The sequence below is a fragment of the Pseudoduganella sp. OTU4001 genome, from assembly GCF_038440195.1.
In the GTDB taxonomy this organism is placed as follows: Bacteria; Pseudomonadota; Gammaproteobacteria; order Burkholderiales; family Burkholderiaceae_D; genus Rugamonas.
Window position 1 is genome coordinate 33467 of record NZ_JASATG010000026.1, and the last position, 18072, is coordinate 51538.

Below are 18072 nucleotides of genomic sequence, written 5' to 3' on the forward strand. Positions count from 1 at the left end.
TCAAATTATTGACGATGCACGACAGAAACAATCGAAGGAATAGCTGCGGAAATGGCCCCTTATTGTGCGCCTACCAGCGAGGTCACGCGGATGGTCTTCGTCTCCGGAATTTCCGAATGCGACAGCACTTTCAGCTGCGGCAGCGCGCGGCGCAGGAACTTGGACAGCAGCGGACGCAAAGCGCCCGGCACCAGCAGCACCGGCGTCACGCCCAGCGCCTCCTGCTGCGCGGTGGCCGACGCGGCCTGCTGCGCGATAGTGTCGGCCAGGCCTGGTTCGATGCCGGCAGCATCCGCCCCGCCGGTCTGCATCGCCTGCAACAGCAAGCGTTCCAGGCGGTTATCCAGCGTCATCACCGACAGCTCGCCGCCGGCCGGGAACAGCTGCTGCACAATCGCGCGGCCCAGCGCAATACGCACCTGCGCGGTGAGCTCATTCGGATCCTGCGTATGCGGGGTGAATTCCGCCAGGGTTTCAATAATGGTACGCATATCGCGGATATGCACGCCTTCCGCCAGCAGGTTTTGCAGCACCTTCTGCAAGGCCGACAGCGACAGCATCTTCGGCACCAGGTCTTCCACCAGCTTCGGCGATTCCTTGGCCAGGTGGTCGAGCAGCGACTGCACTTCGGCGCGGCCCAGCAGCTCGGAAGCATGGGTGGTGATCAAGTGGTTCAGGTGGGTCGCCACCACGGTGCCCGCATCGACCACGGTATAGCCCATGCCGGTCGCCTGGTCGCGCAGCGAAGCGTCGATCCAGATCGCCGGCAGGCCGAAGGCCGGATCGGTGGTCACCATGCCGGGCAGCGTGCCGCTGGCCATGCCCGGGTTAATCGCCAGGAACTGGCCATTGAAAGCCTCGCCGGTGCCGACTTCCACGCCCTTCAGCGTGATGCGGTAGGCCGAAGGCTTGAGTTCCAGGTTGTCGCGGATATGCACCGGTGGCGACAGGAAGCCCACCTCCTGCGCGAACTTCTTGCGGATACCCTTGATACGCTTCAGCAGCTCGCCGCCCTGGGTCTTGTCGACCAGCGGGATCAGGCGATAACCCACTTCCAGGCCCAGGGTATCGACCGCCAGCACGTCCTGCCAAGTCGCCTCTTCCTGCTCCGGCGCGGCCTGCGCAGCGCCGCCAGGACCGCCTGCGCCGCCGGGGCCCGCCGCCTTTTCCGCGGCCGCCGCCTGCTCTTTTTCCCTGGCCTGCTTCTGCAGCAGGTAGCCGGTACCGCCCAGTGCAGCGGCCAGCAGGATGAACACCAGGTTAGGCATGCCGGGAATCAGGCCCATGCCGCCGATGATGGCGGCGGTGATGTACATGACTTGCGGCTTGGCGAACAGCTGGCTGATCACCTGGGTACCGATGTCGGATTCGGACGCTACGCGCGACACCACGATACCGGCTGCGATCGAGATCACCAGCGAAGGGATCTGCGCCACCAGGCCGTCACCAATTGCCAGCAGCACGTAGTTTTTCAGCGCATCGGCAAAGCCCATATCGTGCTGGATCATGCCCACCAGCAGGCCGCCGACCACGTTGATCACGGTCACCAGGATGCCCGCGATCGCGTCGCCGCGCACGTATTTCGAAGCACCGTCCATGGCGCCGTAGAATTCCGCTTCCTGCGCCACTTCGTTACGGCGGCGGCGTGCTTCCGGCTCGCCGATCAGGCCCGCATTCAGGTCGGCGTCAATCGCCATCTGCTTACCAGGCATTGCGTCCAGAGCGAATCGTGCGCCCACTTCAGCGATACGGCCCGCGCCCTTGGTCACCACCACGAAGTTGATGATGGTCAGGATCACGAACACCACGATACCGACCGTGTAATTACCACCGATCAGGAAGTGGCCGAAGGCCTCGATCACCTTGCCTGCCGCATCCGGGCCGGTGTGGCCTTCGGTCAGCACCACGCGGGTCGACGCCACGTTCAGGGCCAGGCGCAGCATGGTGGAAATCAGCAGCACGGTCGGGAAAGCCATGAAGTCCAGCGGCTTCACCGTGTACAGGCTGGTCAGCAGCACGATGATCGACAGCGCGATATTGAAGCTGAAGAACAGGTCCAGCACGAACGCCGGCAGCGGCAGGATCATCATCGCCAGCAGCATGATGATCAGGATTGGCGCAGCCAAGGCTTGTCCGTTACCGGAAAGGCCTTTCATCCATGGCGGCATATTCAGGGCGTTCATACTGTTCTACTCCGTTATTTCTTGTTCAATGGGTCCATATCGTCCGGTACATCGAGCTTGGTCGGACGGTCTGGGTAACGCAGGCCTGGACGATAGGCCTTGATCTGGAACACATACGCCAGCACTTCCGCCACGGCGGCGTACAGGCGCGGCGAGATTTCGTCGCCGATTTCGGTGTGCTTGTGCAGGGCGCGCGCCAGCGGCGGCGCTTCCAGGATGGCGACGCGGTGTTCTTTCGCCAGCTCGCGGATCTTGGCCGCCACTTCGTCGGTACCTTTGGCCACCACGCGCGGCGCGCCCTGGCCGCCTTCGGTGTACTTCAGCGCCACCGCATAGTGGGTCGGGTTGGTCACCACGACGTCGGCGGTCGGCACTTCCTGCATCATGCGTTTCTTCGCCATTTCGCGCTGCAGCTGGCGGATCTTGCCCTTGATCTGCGGGTTACCGTCGGATTCCTTGGATTCCTGGATCAACTCCTGGCGGGTCATCTTCAGCTTGTTCGCGTAGTGCCACATCTGGTACGGCGCGTCGATGGCGGCGATCAGGCCCAGCGCGCCGACGATCACCATGAAGCTGAAGGCCAGCATGTTCAGCACGTGCACGCTGCCCATATGCAGCGGCTCGGCCATCAGGCCGATCACTTCCTGCTGCTGGCGCGAGATGACCATGTACGCCACCACGCCCACCACGATGGACTTGATGATCGCCTTGATCAATTCCACCAGCGAATTGGTGGAGAACATATTGCCCAAGCCCGTCAGGGGATTGAGCTTCATAAAATTCGGGGTGAAGGCCTTGCTGGAAAACAGCCAGCCGCCGACCAGCAGCGGCGATGCCAGGGCCACCACCATCACGGCCAGGCCGACCGGCAGACAGGCCAGCATGACCTGCACCACGTCCGACAGGATGCGGGTGACCAGGACGTCGGGATTGAAGACTTGCTCGCGCGTCAGCGACAGCCCCGAGGTGAGGCTGCGGCTCAATTCGCGCACCAGGCCGGAACCGGTCATCCACAGGCCGGCACCCGCTGCCATGAGGACGGTAAAGGTCGCGACTTCCCGCGACCTGGGTACGTCCCCTTCTTCACGCGCCTGCTCGAGGCGCCTCTGTGACGCGGGTTCTGTTTTCTCGGCTTCGCTGTCTTCAGCCATTCACCGCTCCTGTTATCGACCGTGCCATTATCGCTGCGGCCGGGCAAAAGCTATCGATGGAAAAGGGAGGGAAATCGGGCTTTACTCGGCTTCCTCGGCCAGCTTGGCGGCCTGCTCGGCCTCCGGAGTGGCCTTGGCGCGGCCCAGCTCCCAAACTTGCTGGTCGATCGCGCCAAAGATCGATTTACCGTCGGCATCCAGCATTTCGATCTTGATGGTGTCGCCGAAGGACATGAAGGATGTTGTCGGTTTGCCATCAGCGATCATTTCCAGGCAGCGCTTTTCGGCGATGCAGGAGTAGCCCTTTTTCGCATCCTTGTTGGACACGGTGCCGGAACCGACGATGGTGCCGGCGCGGGCGTTGCGCGTCTTGACCAGGTGGCTGATCAATTGGGCGAAATTGAACACCATGTCGACGCCGGCGTTCGGCTGGCCGACCAGCTTGCCGTTCCAGGTCGAGCGCAGCGGCAGGTGGACCTTGGCGTCTTTCCACGCCTCGCCCAGTTCGTCCGGGGTCACGGCCACCGGCGAGAAGCTGCTGGCGGGCTTGGACTGGAAGAAGCCGAAGCCCTTCGCCAGCTCTGCGGGGATGAGGTTGCGCAGGGAGACGTCGTTCACCAGCATCAGCAGGCGGATTTGCTGGAAGGCCAGGTCGGGGGTGGCGCCCATCGGCACGTCGTCGGTGATGACGGCGATCTCCGATTCGAAATCGATGCCCCACTCTTCGTGCTTGAGCACGATATCGTCGCAAGGGCCGATGAAGTCATCGCTGCCGCCCTGGTACATCAGTGGGTCTTCCCAGAAGGAGGCGGGCATTTCCGCGTTACGCGCTTTGCGTACCAGCTCCACGTGGTTGACGTAGGCCGAGCCGTCCGCCCACTGGAACGCGCGCGGCAGCGGGGCCATGCAGTTTTTCGGCTCGAAATCGAAGCTGCGGCGGGCTTTGCCCTCGTTCAGCTGGCGGTACAGGTCGTCGAGCTGGGGCGCGATGAAGGCCCAGTCGTCCAGCGCGCGCTGCAGGCTGCGGGCGATGCCGTCAGCGACCACGGCGGTCTTCAGGTCGCGGGAGACGACGATCAGCTGGCCGTCGCGGGTACCGTCTTTGAGGGTGGCGAGTTTCATAGGAATGCTATTGATTCGGTAGAGATAATCAATTTTACCTCTTAGGTGAGAATCATTACCATTTGGCTCATCTGGAAAGGAAATCGATCATGGCAATCGCAGCGAAAAAGATGAGTCAAGTCACCACCCACATGGGGATCGCGTTCGGTTTGATGTACCTGCTGACCGGCTCGGTGGCCTTCGGCGGCCTGGCGGCCGTGCTCGAGCCGGTGATCAATGTGGCGCTGCTGCCCTATCATGAGCGTGGCTGGCACGCCCTGCGAGCGCGCTTCGCCGCACGCCGCCTGGCGCTGCTGGCGGCCGAGAAGGCTTCCCAAACGGTCATGCATGCCGGCGTCGCTTTCGGCATGATGTACGCCGCCACCGGCTCGCTGGCGTTCGGCGGCCTGGCGGCGGTGCTGGAGCCGATCATCAACGTGATCGCCCTGCCCTTCCACGACCGCCTGTTCGAGCGCCACGTGCTGCGCACCGCCACAGTGGCGGCCGCTGCGTGACAATTGGCGCAATTTGAGCGGCATGCGGGCTGCTATTCTCCCGCATATGCGCAATCTACTTCCCCTATTCCTGCTGCTGCCATCCCTGTCGTGGGCAGCCGACAGCAACCTTGAACTACGCGCCATGACACAGGCCGACCAGGCGGGCCGAAAAGCCGGCAACATCAACTGGGATGTGCTTGGCGCCGAGGACACGCAACGGCGCGTACGCGTACGCGCCATGCTGGCCGCTGGCAGCGTGAAAACCGCCGAGGATTTCTACAATGCCGCGTTGATCATGCAGCATGGCAGCGAAGTGCAGGACTACAAACTCGCCTTCTCGCTCGCCAACATCAGCGCCGAAATCGACCCTGAAAGCAAAAGCTTCACACCAGCCTACAAAAGCGGCAAATGGCTGATGGCCGCCGCCTGGGATCGCCACATGATGAATCTCGGCAAACCGCAATGGTACGGCACCCAAATCACCAAACCGCACGGCAAAGCGCTGTGGGAAGTCTACCAACTCGACGAGTCGGCTGTCTCAGACGCAGAGCGGCAAGCCCACGGGGTCATGCCGCGTGAGGAAATGCAGAAAAAAGTCGCAGAGATGAATAAGTCTGCGAAGTAGCTATTCAACAAGCTCCGACGGCGCGCACCCTGCATCGAGCTGGTTAATCCAATCCAGCAATTGCTCGGAGCCCGCATCGGCCAGGCAATCAGCGCCTCTAGTCGAAAGTGGCGCTCCAGTGTGCTTCATTAGCAGCATTACCGTATTCCGGCGCTCACGCTGCGTCGCTTCCCACTGTCCCTCCCGCCGTCCTTCTTCACGCCCTTCTTCACGCCCTTGTTCACGCCCTTGTTCACGCCCTTGTTCACGCCCTTGTTCACGCCCTTCTTCACGCCCTTCTTCGCGTCCACGCATAAGCGTTTGATACTCAAGTAGCTCTTTGTATGTCTTGAAGTCATGTTCAAACATCATATGAATGTCCTCCAAATCGCAAATACCTTCCACGCAGAGATCCGGAAATTGCCTTGTTACACGTGCTTTGACCCAGTCGGTCACCCCACGTGTCAACGCGTCATTATTTTTCCGGCGCAGCCAAGTCTTTAGTGCTGCAATTGAGCGCCGAGGATCAGTCGTCCGATCATCGCCGTAATCCAACTCAATCAAAGCCTTAATCACACTTGACCGAGTGCTTCGATCTACAACGAGATACTTTTGTTCCCCTTGGAGGTTCGCGAGACCAAGAAAATTTTGTCCCGCCAGGGATTCCGGATCCTCAGGATATTTCCACTGGGCTCGTCCACCATAGAGTACGATCGGCAACAAAATTGGGTGGCTCACTGCCTTAACGCCGCCCTGTCGTAACAGATCCTCGCCCAATAAAGATATATAGCTTCGTATGCGTGCTGTCATCAATTTATCCTGTCGCGCCTGAAACTCCAAAACCATATAAACGCATTGCTTCCTGTTCACCTGAACTCGCCAGACCATATCATCATGACGCTGCAGGCCTCCCGGTCCGACATAGCTGCCATTCATATGCGCCAGGCTCGATAGATGCAAGCGCTTTGTCCAGCCTTCGAATACTGCGCAGCGCAACAACTCCAGCACCAACTCTGGGAAGGCGAATAGCTGCTTGAACCCGGAATCCGATGACAATGCCATCCTAGCAGTCTAAAAGTGGAAAGCCTTGGGAGTTTTGGCGCAGCACAAAGAGAGTTCAAATTTCGGCGTGTGTCAGCGAACAGAGGGGGCGGAGCGATTGGGCTACGCTCCACGAGTCAATAGCAACCGGGAGACGCATCATGCTTGCTGACAAGGATGCGATAGGAATGATCGCGGTGAAGGATCTCGCAGCGGCGGCCAGGTTCTATGGCGAGGTGCTTGGCCTGGAGAAACTGGAAAGTCCCGAGGAGGAAGTGCTGATTTATCGCAGCGGCGCGAGCAAGATCAATGTATATCGTTCGGAGTACGCGGGGACCAATAAGGCCACCTGTGTGATGTGGAATGTGGGCAGCGAACTGGAGACGATTGCGGCGCGCCTGAAGGCGAAGGACGTGGTCTTTGAGCACTACGACATGCCGGGCCTGACGCGCGATGGCGATATCCATTCCGGCGGCCAGATGAAGGTGGCGTGGTTCCGGGATGCGGAGGGCAATATCCTCAGCATTGGGAGCGGATAGGAGGCTGGCATGAATGCACTTTTCATTATTGCTGGCGCGCTGCTGGCGGGACCCGCGATCGACAAGGAATTTGCAGGCATGGATGCAAACCATGACGGCAAAGTCTCAGCCGTCGAACATGCGGCAGGCGCGAAGTCGATGTTTGACACCATGGATGGCAACCGCGACGGCAAGGTGACGGCGACGGAGATGTCTGCTGCGCACAAGGCGATCACGGGTCAGGACACGAAGCCAGGCGATATGTCGGCGGCAGACAAGATCAAGGCGGTGGATAACAACGGCGACGGCGTGCTCACAGCACAAGAGCACGCAGCAGGCGCCGCAGCCATGTTCGCAAAAATGGACGCGAACAAGGACGGCATGCTGAGCAAGGAAGAAATGGCCGCGGGTCACGCGGCCATGCTGAAGAAATGAATCAGACGGGAGCCAGCAGCGCCAGCTGTTCAGGCGTGAGGTAGCACCACTCGCCTTCCTGGATGCCAAGGGAGGCCAGTTCCAGCCCGCCGATGGCGGAACGGTGCAGCGCGGCGCAGTGGTTGCCGGCGGCGGCCAGCATGCGCTTGACCTGGTGGTATTTGCCCTGCTCCAGCACGATTTCGAGCTGATGCTCGCCGCGCTTGATGCAGGTGACGGCCGCCAGCGGCGCCGGTTCGTCGTGCAACTGGACGCCCGCCAGCAACTGGGCCACCAGCTCGTCCGTTACAGGTTCAGCGGTGGTGGCCTGGTAGACCTTAGGCACGTGGCGCTTGGGCGAAGACTGGGCGTGGATGAAGGGGCCGTCGTCCGACATCAGCAGCATGCCCGTGGTGTCGTGGTCGAGGCGGCCAACCGGCTGCACGTCGCGCCAAGTGAATTGCTCTGGAAGCAAGGTCAGCACGCCGGGATGGTGGCTGGGCTTGCGCGAGCATTCGTAGTCGGATGGCTTGTACAGGGCGATATAGACGCGCTCGCGCACCACCCATTCCTCGCCGAATACTTCCAGAACCAGGCCTTCGGCCTCGTAAGTCGCTTTGTAGTTGTCCTGCACCTCACCGCCGACGAGGACGTCACCGTCTTCGATCAGGGCGCGGCAGTACTTTCGGGTGCCGAAGCCTTGCGACTGCAGGATTCGGTCCAGGGATAATTTGCTCATGGGGCGGGATTTTACCGGATTTACGCTACCGCAAGCCTTCCTATTGATGCAGATCAAAGGGTGTGCTGATCGAGTTGTTACACTTAAATAGCATTAGGAATCTGCTGAATGGGCTATAGGAATACCTTAGGGAGATCTCAGCAAAATGAAAGACATCATCAACCGTAAGTCCCTGGCGCAAGCCTATGCCGCGTCGTTGGAAACCCGTCTGGCGATGGCGCGCTGGAGCGGCCGGCCGGAAGCGATGCCGCAAGCCGCGTGGCGCCGGCAGCGCCAGGTCGAGCTGGAACAGTGGCTGGTGCATGGCGGCTTTGCCGGCGCCGCTGCCCCGTCAGAAACGAAAACAGCGGCCAATGGCCGCCGTTCTCTTGCCTCCCAAAGAGACAGTGACGAGGAATATAAATTCACTCAACTCCGCATCCGTGATGCGGCTGCGTAGTCTGCCTCAAGAATTGATTGCTTGTCGCCCTCCCCTTGATCTCGAACTACACCGTCAATATAGTCCACCTCGGGGAAATGGCAAGCAAAAATGCCAATGTTGACTGCTGAGCCAAGCCCGGCGACACCTTAACGCAGGCTTGGCTTGGCCGCTTCCGCTGCAGCCTTGATGGCGCCGTGGCCTACGGCCGCGCCAAATTTCTTCAGCACGCGCTCAGGCAGGTTTTCATGCTGGGTGTAGTCGACAATGTCTTCCGCCTTGACCACGTCGCGCGCCACGCTGTCCACGCTGCCCAGGTCGTCGGCCAGCCCCATCTCGATGGCGCGGGCGCCGGTCCAGTACAGGCCGGAGAACATGTCCGGCGTTTCCTTCAGGCGCTTGCCGCGGCCGGTGCGCACCACGTCGATGAATTGCTGGTGGATTTCCTTCAGCATGGTCTGGGCGTGCAGCTTCTGCTTTTCGGACTGCGGGCTGAACGGGTCCATGAAGCCCTTGTTCTCGCCGGCCGTCAGCAGGCGGCGTTCGACGCCCAGCTTTTCCATGGTGCCGGTAAAGCCGAAGCCATCCATCAACACGCCGATCGAGCCGATGATGCTGGCCTTGTTGACATAAATGCGGTCGGCGGCCGAGGCGATGTAATAGCCGCCGGAGGCGCAAATCTCATCCACCACCACGTACAGCGGCTTCTGCGGGTAACCACGGCGCAGGCGGTGGATCTCGTCCACGATCATGCCGGCCTGGACGGCGCTGCCGCCCGGGCTATTGATGTGCAGGACGATGGCCACCGAGCCGGTATCCGCGAACGCCTTGTTCAGCGACGGAATCACGGTGTCGGCGGCGCCGCTGCCTTCGGACTCAATGCTGCCTTCGATCTCGATCAGGGCAGTGTGGCGGCCAAGCGCCTCCGCATCGCCGCCCATCAGGTTGATGCCGAAATAATTGGCCACGGCGAAGAAAATGATCGCCAGCATCGAGACCTTGAAGAAGATGCTCCAGCGGCGGTTGGCGCGCTGCTCTTTCAAGGTGGCGAAGACCAGTTTTTCCAGGACTTCGCGTTCCCACTTGATCGGCGGGTTGTCGGCCGGGGCCGGGGCTGGGGCCGGGCCGGGCGCAGGTGGCGGGGTCGGCTGGCCGGTATTGTCGTTGTTGTCGCTCATGGTCGCGGGCCTACGTAATCGTCAGGCTGCCAGTAAATATTGTTGTCGTGCTCGCTCACTGCGATCGGGCGCAGGCGGCCGCCTCTGCATGGACCGCCGGCACATTGTCCATTCTCCGGCATATAAATAGCGCCGTGTGTGGAACACATAATATATAAGCCGCTGGATTCGAAGAACTCCCCTTCTGCCCAGTCCAGCTCGATTGGTACATGGGCGCAGCGGTTCAGGTAGCCGTACACCTTGCCGCCGTAGCGCACCACGAAGCCCGTCGTGTCTTCGCCACCGGCGCGCAGCGGGAAGCGGATACCTTTGCCGCCATCCAGCAGCGCGTCAGCCGCGCACACCAGGATTTCAGCCGTCATTACGCGTTCTCATTCAGCCATTGGTGCAACTGCGGCACGGTCCGCGCCGAGAACACCGGGTTGCAGGCCGTCAGCTGGTCGACCGGATGGGCGCCATATTCGACGGCGATACCGGAAGATCCCGCATTTTGCGCCATCATCAGGTCGTGCGTGGTGTCGCCGATCATGACCGTGCGCTTCAGGTCCTGGCCCAGTTCGCGGGTCAGTTCCTGCAGCATGGCCGGGTGCGGCTTGGAGAAGGTTTCGTCGGCGCAGCGGGTGGCGTCGAAGGTCGACAGCAGGCCGGCCGCATTCAGGGCGCGGTTCAGGCCGACGCGGCTCTTGCCGGTGGCGACGGCCAGGAAGAAGCCTTGCTGTGATAAATCCTGCAACATTTCAGGAACGCCGTCGAACAGCGTCAGTTCGTGGTCCTTGGCCAGGTAGTGGTAGCGGTAGCGTTCCACCATGCGCGGGTAATACTTCGGATCGATATTCGGCATTGCCACTTGCATGGCTTCGCCCAGGCCCAGCCCAATCACGTGGGCGGCCTGGTCCCGGCTCGGGATCGGCAAGGCCAGGTCCTTGGCGGCGGCCTGGATACATTTCACGATGGTGGCAGTGCTGTCCATCAGCGTGCCATCCCAATCGAAAACGATCAGGTCAAATTGCTTTCTCGGCATTATTTTTTTCTCAATTCAATGGATTACCCAAGCTTACCAAGAATCGCTGGCATTCGGCGGCCAAAGGCGCGTTCAGCGTCATCGGCTTGCCGGTTTCCGGGTGGGTAAACGTAATCTGGTGGGCGTGCAGGAACATGCGCTTGAGGGCGCCACGCGTCTCGGTGGCCTTTTGCAGCGCCTTGTTCAGTGCGAAATCGCCGTATTTGTCATCACCTGCGATGGGGAAGCCCGAAGATTGCAGGTGAACGCGAATCTGGTGGGTGCGGCCGGTTTTCAGTTCGGCTTCCAGCAGGGCGAACCCGTCGAACTTTTTCAGCAGGCTGAAGACGGTATGGGAAGCCTGGCCGTCGGCCTGCACGCGCACGCGGCGCTCGCCGTCCGGCAGCGTGTATTTATGCAATGCCAACTTGACGTGCTGGCGCTTGTTCTTCCAGTCGCCCACGCACAGGGTCAGGTAGCGCTTGTCGGTCAGGCCGTCGCGCATCTGGTCGTGCAAGCTGTTCAGGGCAGAACGTTTCTTTGCGATCAACAAAATACCAGAGGTTTCGCGGTCCAGGCGGTGTACCAGTTCCAGGAACTTGGCATCCGGGCGGGCCGAACGCAGCTGCTCGATCACGCCGAACGACACGCCGGAGCCGCCGTGCACGGCGACGCCGGCCGGCTTGTCGATCACCAGCAGGTGGGCGTCTTCGAACACCACCGGGAATTCGGCAGCAGGAACGCTCGCCTCTTGCTTTTCGGCAATGCGGATCGGCGGAATACGGACCAAGTCGCCGGCATTCAGGCGGTACAGCTGGTCGATACGGCCCTTGTTGACACGCACTTCACCCGAGCGCAGGATGCGGTAGACGTGGCTCTTGGGTACGCCTTTGCAAACACGCAACAGGTAATTATCGATACGCTGACCGGCCTCTTCCTCAGTAATGGTGACGAATTGCGCTTGCGGCAGGACCTGTTGGGCGGAAGCGGAATCGGCTTTTTGCGCCTTATTTTGGCCCGACTTCCCAGAAAATCTCTCTAAGTCCTTCATTTTGAATATATAATCGTTTTGCCGCGGTTTTAACTGCTGCATGTGTAAGAGAATAAACAGACATTTTACACAGGGGCGTATCTACTGGCCTCGCCAAACGCAAATTCAGTGGAAAAAATTGTATACGCACATTCGTGCGCCGATCAGGGTCGCAACCACTGTTGTCATCGGGTTGAGCGCGCGGGTGCTGGATTAGACTGGCTGGATTGTTAGGATAAGTCCGGTGAGCAAGCACTACAGTCGTTGCTCGCTGGTTTGATGAAGTGGATAACGCTTGCCGTTTCGCCAAGGCACCATACAAGATGCCCTGGCCCGACGATGTGCGCACGCCTGCACTCTCCTGCCCCCCGACACGTTTCGGGCCGCTGGATGGTGTTGCACGCTGTGCGCAAACTCGGCAAGACGATCGGCTTCATGCGCCCAATGCGGCGGCAGCGCTTCGCGCAGCTGCGCCGCATGACGAGGCATTTCCCCCTACAGCCTCCTTAATTCACGCGTATATCCTTGTACTTCGCCGCCTCTGTGGAGGCGGCTTTGACATGGCCCAAGGGTCGCGGAGTTAATAAAAATGAAACGCATGTTGTTTAATGCTACGCAGCAGGAAGAGCTGCGCGTAGCAATTGTCGACGGTCAAAAATTGATCGACATCGACATCGAGACCGCCGGACGAGAGCAGCGCAAGTCCAATATCTACAAAGGCGTCATCACTCGAATCGAACCCTCCCTCGAAGCTTGCTTCGTCAGCTACGGCGAAGACCGCCACGGCTTCCTCCCCTTTAAAGAAGTTGCCCGCTCTTATTTCCGCGAAGGCGTCGACGTCCGCAATGCATCCGTCAAGGAAGCGCTGCGCGAAGGCCAGGAAATCATGGTGCAGGTGGAGAAGGAAGAACGCGGTAATAAAGGCGCGGCACTGACCTCCTTTATTTCGCTGGCCGGCCGCTACCTGGTGCTGATGCCGAACAACCCACGTGGCGGCGGTGTTTCGCGCCGTGTGGAAGGCGAAGAGCGCCAGGAACTGCGCGAAACCATGGACAAGCTGGACCTGCCGCAAGGCATGTCGGTGATTGCCCGTACCGCCGGCATCGGCCGTACCGTGGAAGAGCTGCAGTGGGACTTGAACTACCTGATGCAGCTGTGGCGCGCAATCGAAGGCGCCTCCAAGGCAGCCTCCGGCGCGTTCCTGATCTACCAGGAATCGTCGCTGGTGATCCGCGCGATCCGCGACTACTTCCAGCCTGATATCGGCGAGATCCTGATCGACACCGACGAGATCTACGAACAGGCGCACCAGTTCATGTCGCACGTGATGCCGGACATGGTGCACCGCGTGAAACGCTACAGCGACGACGTGCCGCTGTTCTCGCGCTTCCAGATCGAACACCAGATCGAAACCGCTTACTCGCGCACCGTGCCGCTGCCATCCGGCGGCGCCATCGTGATCGACCACACCGAAGCCCTGGTGTCGATCGACGTCAACTCGGCCCGCGCGACCCGCGGTTCGGACATCGAAACCACCGCCTTCCACACCAACTGCGAAGCCGCCGACGAAGTGGCCCGCCAGCTGCGCCTGCGCGACCTGGGCGGCCTGATCGTGATCGACTTCATCGACATGGAAGTGTCGAAGAACCAGCGTGAAGTGGAACAGCGCCTGAAAGACGCCCTGCACCACGACCGCGCGCGCGTCCAGATGGGCAAGATTTCCCGCTTCGGCCTGATGGAACTGTCGCGCCAGCGCCTGCGCCCTTCCCTGTCGGAAGGCTCGCACGTGACTTGCCCGCGCTGCTCGGGCACCGGCCACATCCGCGATACCGAATCGTCCGCCCTGCAGGTGCTGCGCATCATCCAGGAAGAGGCGATGAAGGAAAATTCCGCCGCCATCCACGTGCAGGTGCCAGTCGACGTGGCTGCCTTCCTGCTGAACGAGAAGCGCGGCGAAGTGCTGAAGATCGAGACCCGTCACCGCATCACCGTGATCCTGATCCCGAACAAGCATCTGGAAACCCCGCACTACAAGCTGGAACGCATCAAGCACGACGATCCACGCCTGGAAGACCACGCTGCGTCCTACACCATGGCGGAAGCTGCCGAGACCGACATGTCCTTCAGCAAGCGCCAGAAGGAAGAGTCGAAGCCGCGCCAGGAAGCTGTCGTCAAGACCATTACTCCAGAACAACCTGCACCGCTGGTCGAGCACAAGCCGGAAGCTGTTAAGGCCGCTGCGCCACGCGCTGCCGCCGCGCCAGCCGCAAAAGCTGAAAAAGGCTTCTTCGCCAAGCTGGTTTCCTTCTTCACCGGTGGTGACAAGGAAGAGCCAGTGCAGCCGAAAGCGCCGGTCATCGTTACCAAGGCTCCTGCCAACGCCGAACGCGGCGAGCGCAAGGACCGTGGCCAGCGTGGCCGTAACCGTGGCGGCAAAGGCGGCCGTGGCGAGCGTGAAGACCGCGAGCCAGGTTCCCGTCCAGGAGCCGAGGAGGCCAAACCGGCAGCGGAAGCCCGCAAGCCGCGCGAACCTCGCCCGCCGCGTGAACCACGCGAGCCACGTGAGCAGCGTGAAGGCGCTGAAGCACAGGCGCCGCGCGCCGAGCGCGAGCCACGCGCTGAACGCGAGCCGCGTGAACCACGCCAGCCGCGCCAGCCACGCGAACCACGCGCCGAGAAAGCAGTTCCAGCGGAAGCCAAGGCGGAAGAATTGGCACTGGCAGCAGCAGGCGTCGGCCCAGTGGGCACCGGCACCGGCGCGCCTGAGACTCCAGTCCTGGTGAAAGCCAACGTGGGTCCGGAAGGTGAAGAACACGAAGGCGCGGAAGGTGGCGATGAGCCACGCCGCCGCCGCCGTCGCGGTGGCCGTAACCGTAACCGTCGCGAGCGCGATGGCGCGGAAGGCGTTGAAGGGGCGGAAGGCATGACCGAAGCCACCTTCACCGTGGCTCCGGCTGAAGGCGAAGCGTCGGCTGCTGCGAGTGTTGCCGTGACCGCTGCCGCTGCTCCTGCCGCCAGCGAAGCTGCTGCCGCTGCTGCCGTGGAAGGCGCCGCTGCCGAAGCTGCAGCTGTTGCAGCCGTCGAGGCACCAGCCGCTGCCGAGCCGGTCGTCGCAGCGCCAGTAGTCGAAGCCCCAGTTGCAGCCGAGCCGGTTGCCGCTGCTGCGCCAGCGACTCCAGCGCCAGCCGTCGCGATCGAGCCTACCGTCGCGCTCGAGCCTGCCGCCGCTGAACCAGTCACTGCCGAGCCGGCTGCTGCAGACCTGCCAGTCGCCGCCCCGGCCGCTGAAGCAGCACCAGTCGAAGCTGCCGCTCCGGCATCGCCACAAGGCGTGCTGCCATTCGCTGAGGCTGCTCCAGCCGCTGCCGAACCAGCCACCGCCGAGGAAGTCGCCGCTGAAGTGGTGGAACCTGCCGCCGCAGCGCCGGCCCCAGTTGCCGCGCCGGTTCCAGCCGCCGCGCCAGCCCCGGCACCGGCCCCGGCACCAGTAGCCGCCGCACCAGCGCCGGCCGCGGCCGACGTCGACTCCATGCTGGCGGCCGCCGGCCTGTCGATGGCAGTGACCGACCCAGCCAAAGTCCGTGCCGCACAGGAAGCAGCCAACGCTGCCGCCAGCGCGCAGCCGATCCGTGTGCCACGCGAGCGCAAGCCGCAAGCACCGATCGCCAACGAGCCGCTGGTACAGGTTGAAACCAAGGTGAATGGCTAATCGGCCAGATGCCAACGAAAAAGGGAAGCCAGGTGCTTCCCTTTTTTACGTCCCCTTATCGGAAGCCATCCTGTACTGGCTAAAGCTGGGCTTCATCAGCTTCGGCGGTCCCGCCGGCCAGATCGCCATGATGCACGCCGAACTGGTTGAACGCCGCCGCTGGATTTCCGAACAGCGCTTCCTGCACGCCCTGAATTACTGCATGCTGCTGCCCGGCCCCGAGGCCACCCAGCTGGCGGTGTATATCGGCTGGCTGATGCACCGCACGCTGGGCGGCATCATTGCCGGCGTACTTTTCGTCCTTCCCTCGCTGTTACTGTTGATCGGCCTGTCGTGGGCCTATATGGCGTATGGCAGCCTGCCCGCCGTCGCCGGCATCCTGTACGGCATGAAGCCCGCAGTGGTCGCCATTGTGCTGGCCGCCGCCTGGCGCATCGGCCAGCGCACCTTGCGCAACCGCCTGCTCGGCGCCATCGCCGTCGCCGCTTTCATTGCGATCAGCGTCCTGCATCTGCCCTTCCCCGCCATCGTCGCCAGCGCCGCCCTGCTGGGATGGCTCGGCGGCCGCCTGCGCCCGCAGCAATTCGCCCTTGGCGGCAGCGCCCACGCGAGCGCCCCCACGACGGAGCCGGCGGCCCCGCACGTGCCGGCCCTGATCGACGACGGCACACCCACGCCACCGCATGCCCGCTTCAGCTGGACCGGACTGGCGCGCGCCGCCGCCGCCGGCATCATGCTGATGGCCGGCGCCTGGCTGCTGCTGGCCTGGATCTTCGGCATCGACAAAATCTTGGCCCAGATGGGCTGGTTCTTCACCAAAGCCGCCATGATGACCTTCGGCGGCGCCTACGCCGTGCTGCCCTACGTCTACCAGGGCGGCGTCGAGCATTTCCAATGGCTGAGCGCCGCCCAGATGGTGGACGGCCTGGCGCTGGGCGAAACCACGCCCGGCCCGTTGATCATGGTGGTGGCCTTCGTCGGCTTCGTCGGCGCCTGGACGCACGAAGCCATCGCCGGCCAGCCTGCGCTGGCCGGCGTGCTGGGGGCGGTGGTGGCAGCCTGGTTCACCTTCGTGCCTTCGTTCATCTTCATCCTGGCCGGCGGCCCGCTGGTCGAATCCACACGCGGCAATATCCGCATGACCGCCCCGCTCACCGCCATCTCCGCCGCCGTGGTGGGCGTGATTGCCAGCCTGGCACTATTTTTCGGCATGCACGTGTTCCACCCGGCCAGCCGCTGGGAGTGGCCGGCCATGGCCATCGCTGCCGCAGCCGCCCTGGCGCTAATGCGGTTCAAGCAAGGCACGATCCGCGTTCTGCTTGCCTGTGCAATTGCTGGCGTCGTGCTATCGTACTGGGTGTAACCGAACACCCAGCATGACCGAAAAAATCATCCTCCTGAATGATGGCCGCAGCCAGACGCCCGCCATCCCCGAAACGCTCGAGGCGCCCAGCGGCAGCCTGCGGGATCAGCTCGCCCGTCCGCTGCACGACCTGCGCATTTCGATCACCGACCGCTGCAACTTCCGCTGCGTCTACTGCATGCCGAAGGAAGTGTTCGACAAGGACTACCAGTACCTGCCGCACAACGCCCTGCTGACGTTTGAAGAAATTACCCGCGTGGCCCGCCTGTTCGTCGAACATGGCGTGGAAAAGATCCGCCTGACCGGTGGCGAGCCGCTGCTGCGCAAGAATATCGAACGCCTGATTGAAATGCTGGCGGGCCTGCGCACGCCGAGCGGCAAGCCGCTCGACCTGACCCTGACCACCAACGGTTCCCTGCTGGCGCGCAAGGCGCAGTCGCTGAAAGACGCCGGCCTGCAACGCGTCACCGTCTCGCTCGACGCGCTGGACGACGCCATCTTCAAACGAATGAACGACGTCGACTTCGCCGTGGCAGACGTGCTGCACGGGATCGACGTGGCGCACAGCGTCGGCCTGGGCCCGGTCAAGGTGAATATGGTGGTCAAGCGCGGCATGAACGAACAGGAGATCCTGCCGCTGGCGCGCCATTTCAAAGGCACGCCGGTCATCCTGCGCTTTATCGAATTCATGGACGTCGGCAGTTCGAACGGCTGGAATATGCGCGACGTGATACCGTCGGCCGAAGTGGTGCGCATGATCGGCGCCGAAATGCCGCTCACCACCGTCGACCCGAACTACAGCGGTGAAACGGCGGAGCGCTGGCGCTACGTCGACGGCGGCGGCGAGATCGGCGTGATCTCCAGCGTGACGCAAGCCTTCTGCAAGGACTGTTCGCGCGCCCGCCTTTCGACCGAGGGTAAGCTGTACACCTGCCTGTTCGCCACGCGCGGCCACGACCTGCGCGCACTGGTGCGCGCAGGGCGCAGCGATGCCGAAATCTCGGCCGCCATCGGCGCGCTGTGGCGCGTGCGCGGCGACCGCTACTCAGAACTGCGCACCATCAATACCGAAGGCCTGGTGCAAGGCGCCGGCCGCAAAGTCGAAATGTCTTATATCGGGGGATAA

Annotated in this window: 17 protein-coding genes; 8 read left to right on the forward strand and 9 right to left on the reverse strand. The window is 62.1% G+C overall.

What is annotated here, in order from left to right; genetic code table 11:
- Nucleotides 1-59: 59 nt before the first annotated feature.
- From flhA to AAHE99_RS20090, 3 genes are all read right to left on the reverse strand, one after another.
- Nucleotides 60-2183, reverse strand: coding sequence for a flagellar biosynthesis protein FlhA (gene flhA / locus AAHE99_RS20080; protein ID WP_342119131.1), 2124 nt, complete (start codon nucleotides 2181-2183; stop codon nucleotides 60-62).
- 14 nt (nucleotides 2184-2197) lie between these two features.
- Entirely contained in the window at nucleotides 2198-3334 is a 1137-nt protein-coding gene (flhB, locus tag AAHE99_RS20085; protein ID WP_342119132.1) for a flagellar biosynthesis protein FlhB, read from the reverse strand.
- An 81-nt stretch (nucleotides 3335-3415) separates the two neighbouring features.
- Nucleotides 3416-4456 (reverse strand): fumarylacetoacetate hydrolase family protein, encoded by a 1041-nt coding sequence (locus AAHE99_RS20090; RefSeq protein WP_342119133.1) that lies wholly within the window; start codon nucleotides 4454-4456, stop codon nucleotides 3416-3418.
- An 89-nt stretch (nucleotides 4457-4545) separates the two neighbouring features.
- Between AAHE99_RS20090 and AAHE99_RS20095 the strand changes: the two genes are divergently transcribed.
- Nucleotides 4546-4950: a DUF2061 domain-containing protein gene (locus AAHE99_RS20095; protein ID WP_342119134.1), complete on the forward strand. Its 405-nt coding sequence runs from the start codon at nucleotides 4546-4548 to the stop codon at nucleotides 4948-4950.
- A 22-nt stretch (nucleotides 4951-4972) separates the two neighbouring features.
- Nucleotides 4973-5557, forward strand: coding sequence for a hypothetical protein (locus AAHE99_RS20100; RefSeq protein ID WP_342119135.1), 585 nt, complete (start codon nucleotides 4973-4975; stop codon nucleotides 5555-5557).
- Here the strand turns inward: AAHE99_RS20100 and AAHE99_RS20105 are convergent, their stop codons facing one another.
- Nucleotides 5558-6598, reverse strand: a complete 1041-nt coding sequence (locus AAHE99_RS20105) for an Rpn family recombination-promoting nuclease/putative transposase (RefSeq protein ID WP_342119136.1) — start codon at nucleotides 6596-6598, stop codon at nucleotides 5558-5560. It lies immediately after the preceding gene.
- Between the two features lie 140 nt (nucleotides 6599-6738).
- Here AAHE99_RS20105 and AAHE99_RS20110 point away from each other — a divergent pair, with 140 nt between their 5' ends.
- Nucleotides 6739-7116: a VOC family protein gene (locus tag AAHE99_RS20110; protein ID WP_342119137.1), complete on the forward strand. Its 378-nt coding sequence runs from the start codon at nucleotides 6739-6741 to the stop codon at nucleotides 7114-7116.
- Nucleotides 7117-7125: 9 nt separating this feature from the next.
- A complete protein-coding gene (locus AAHE99_RS20115; protein WP_342119138.1) occupies nucleotides 7126-7530 on the forward strand; it encodes an EF-hand domain-containing protein in 405 nt (134 codons plus the stop codon).
- A 1-nt stretch (nucleotide 7531) separates the two neighbouring features.
- Here the strand turns inward: AAHE99_RS20115 and AAHE99_RS20120 are convergent, their stop codons facing one another.
- The gene (locus AAHE99_RS20120) at nucleotides 7532-8248 is read right to left on the reverse strand and encodes a pseudouridine synthase (RefSeq protein ID WP_342119139.1); all 717 of its coding nucleotides are present in this window, start codon (nucleotides 8246-8248) and stop codon (nucleotides 7532-7534) included.
- A gap of 145 nt (nucleotides 8249-8393) precedes the next feature.
- On the opposite strand from AAHE99_RS20120, the gene AAHE99_RS20125 reads away from it, so the two are divergent.
- A complete protein-coding gene (locus tag AAHE99_RS20125; protein ID WP_342119140.1) occupies nucleotides 8394-8687 on the forward strand; it encodes a hypothetical protein in 294 nt (97 codons plus the stop codon).
- A 128-nt stretch (nucleotides 8688-8815) separates the two neighbouring features.
- Here AAHE99_RS20125 and AAHE99_RS20130 read toward each other — a convergent pair whose 3' ends face one another.
- From AAHE99_RS20130 to AAHE99_RS20145, 4 genes are read right to left on the reverse strand one after another with little or no spacing between them, the layout of a single operon-like run.
- Entirely contained in the window at nucleotides 8816-9844 is a 1029-nt protein-coding gene (locus AAHE99_RS20130; protein ID WP_342119141.1) for a S49 family peptidase, read from the reverse strand.
- Nucleotides 9841-10206: a Rieske (2Fe-2S) protein gene (locus AAHE99_RS20135; protein ID WP_342119142.1), complete on the reverse strand. Its 366-nt coding sequence runs from the start codon at nucleotides 10204-10206 to the stop codon at nucleotides 9841-9843. The genes AAHE99_RS20130 and AAHE99_RS20135 overlap by 4 nt, the downstream gene beginning before the upstream one ends.
- The gene (locus tag AAHE99_RS20140; protein ID WP_342119143.1) at nucleotides 10206-10865 is read right to left on the reverse strand and encodes an HAD-IA family hydrolase; all 660 of its coding nucleotides are present in this window, start codon (nucleotides 10863-10865) and stop codon (nucleotides 10206-10208) included. The genes AAHE99_RS20135 and AAHE99_RS20140 overlap by 1 nt, the downstream gene beginning before the upstream one ends.
- A 10-nt stretch (nucleotides 10866-10875) precedes the next feature.
- Nucleotides 10876-11895 carry an RluA family pseudouridine synthase gene (locus AAHE99_RS20145; RefSeq protein WP_342119144.1) on the reverse strand — a complete coding sequence of 340 codons (1020 nt, stop codon included), beginning with the start codon at nucleotides 11893-11895 and terminating at the stop codon, nucleotides 10876-10878.
- Between the two features lie 568 nt (nucleotides 11896-12463).
- Here AAHE99_RS20145 and AAHE99_RS20150 point away from each other — a divergent pair.
- From AAHE99_RS20150 to moaA, 3 genes are read left to right on the forward strand one after another with little or no spacing between them, the layout of a single operon-like run.
- A complete protein-coding gene (locus AAHE99_RS20150) occupies nucleotides 12464-15583 on the forward strand; it encodes an Rne/Rng family ribonuclease (RefSeq protein ID WP_342119145.1) in 3120 nt (1039 codons plus the stop codon).
- On the forward strand, nucleotides 15576-16946 hold the full coding sequence (gene chrA / locus AAHE99_RS20155) for a chromate efflux transporter (protein ID WP_342119146.1): 1371 nt from the start codon (nucleotides 15576-15578) through the stop codon (nucleotides 16944-16946). The genes AAHE99_RS20150 and chrA overlap by 8 nt, the downstream gene beginning before the upstream one ends.
- Before the next feature lie 13 nt (nucleotides 16947-16959).
- On the forward strand, nucleotides 16960-18072 hold the full coding sequence (gene moaA, locus AAHE99_RS20160; protein WP_342119147.1) for a GTP 3',8-cyclase MoaA: 1113 nt from the start codon (nucleotides 16960-16962) through the stop codon (nucleotides 18070-18072).

Coding starts and splice junctions, on each gene's coding strand:
- flhA (WP_342119131.1), bottom strand. CDS start 2,183: ATGAACGCCCTGAATATGCCGCCATGGATGAAAGGCCTTTCCGGTAAC.
- flhB (WP_342119132.1), bottom strand. CDS start 3,334: ATGGCTGAAGACAGCGAAGCCGAGAAAACAGAACCCGCGTCACAGAGG.
- AAHE99_RS20090 (WP_342119133.1), bottom strand. CDS start 4,456: ATGAAACTCGCCACCCTCAAAGACGGTACCCGCGACGGCCAGCTGATC.
- AAHE99_RS20095 (WP_342119134.1), top strand. CDS start 4,546: ATGGCAATCGCAGCGAAAAAGATGAGTCAAGTCACCACCCACATGGGG.
- AAHE99_RS20100 (WP_342119135.1), top strand. CDS start 4,973: ATGCGGGCTGCTATTCTCCCGCATATGCGCAATCTACTTCCCCTATTC.
- AAHE99_RS20105 (WP_342119136.1), bottom strand. CDS start 6,598: ATGGCATTGTCATCGGATTCCGGGTTCAAGCAGCTATTCGCCTTCCCA.
- AAHE99_RS20110 (WP_342119137.1), top strand. CDS start 6,739: ATGCTTGCTGACAAGGATGCGATAGGAATGATCGCGGTGAAGGATCTC.
- AAHE99_RS20115 (WP_342119138.1), top strand. CDS start 7,126: ATGAATGCACTTTTCATTATTGCTGGCGCGCTGCTGGCGGGACCCGCG.
- AAHE99_RS20120 (WP_342119139.1), bottom strand. CDS start 8,248: ATGAGCAAATTATCCCTGGACCGAATCCTGCAGTCGCAAGGCTTCGGC.
- AAHE99_RS20125 (WP_342119140.1), top strand. CDS start 8,394: ATGAAAGACATCATCAACCGTAAGTCCCTGGCGCAAGCCTATGCCGCG.
- AAHE99_RS20130 (WP_342119141.1), bottom strand. CDS start 9,844: ATGAGCGACAACAACGACAATACCGGCCAGCCGACCCCGCCACCTGCG.
- AAHE99_RS20135 (WP_342119142.1), bottom strand. CDS start 10,206: ATGACGGCTGAAATCCTGGTGTGCGCGGCTGACGCGCTGCTGGATGGC.
- AAHE99_RS20140 (WP_342119143.1), bottom strand. CDS start 10,865: ATGCCGAGAAAGCAATTTGACCTGATCGTTTTCGATTGGGATGGCACG.
- AAHE99_RS20145 (WP_342119144.1), bottom strand. CDS start 11,895: ATGAAGGACTTAGAGAGATTTTCTGGGAAGTCGGGCCAAAATAAGGCG.
- AAHE99_RS20150 (WP_342119145.1), top strand. CDS start 12,464: ATGAAACGCATGTTGTTTAATGCTACGCAGCAGGAAGAGCTGCGCGTA.
- chrA (WP_342119146.1), top strand. CDS start 15,576: ATGGCTAATCGGCCAGATGCCAACGAAAAAGGGAAGCCAGGTGCTTCC.
- moaA (WP_342119147.1), top strand. CDS start 16,960: ATGACCGAAAAAATCATCCTCCTGAATGATGGCCGCAGCCAGACGCCC.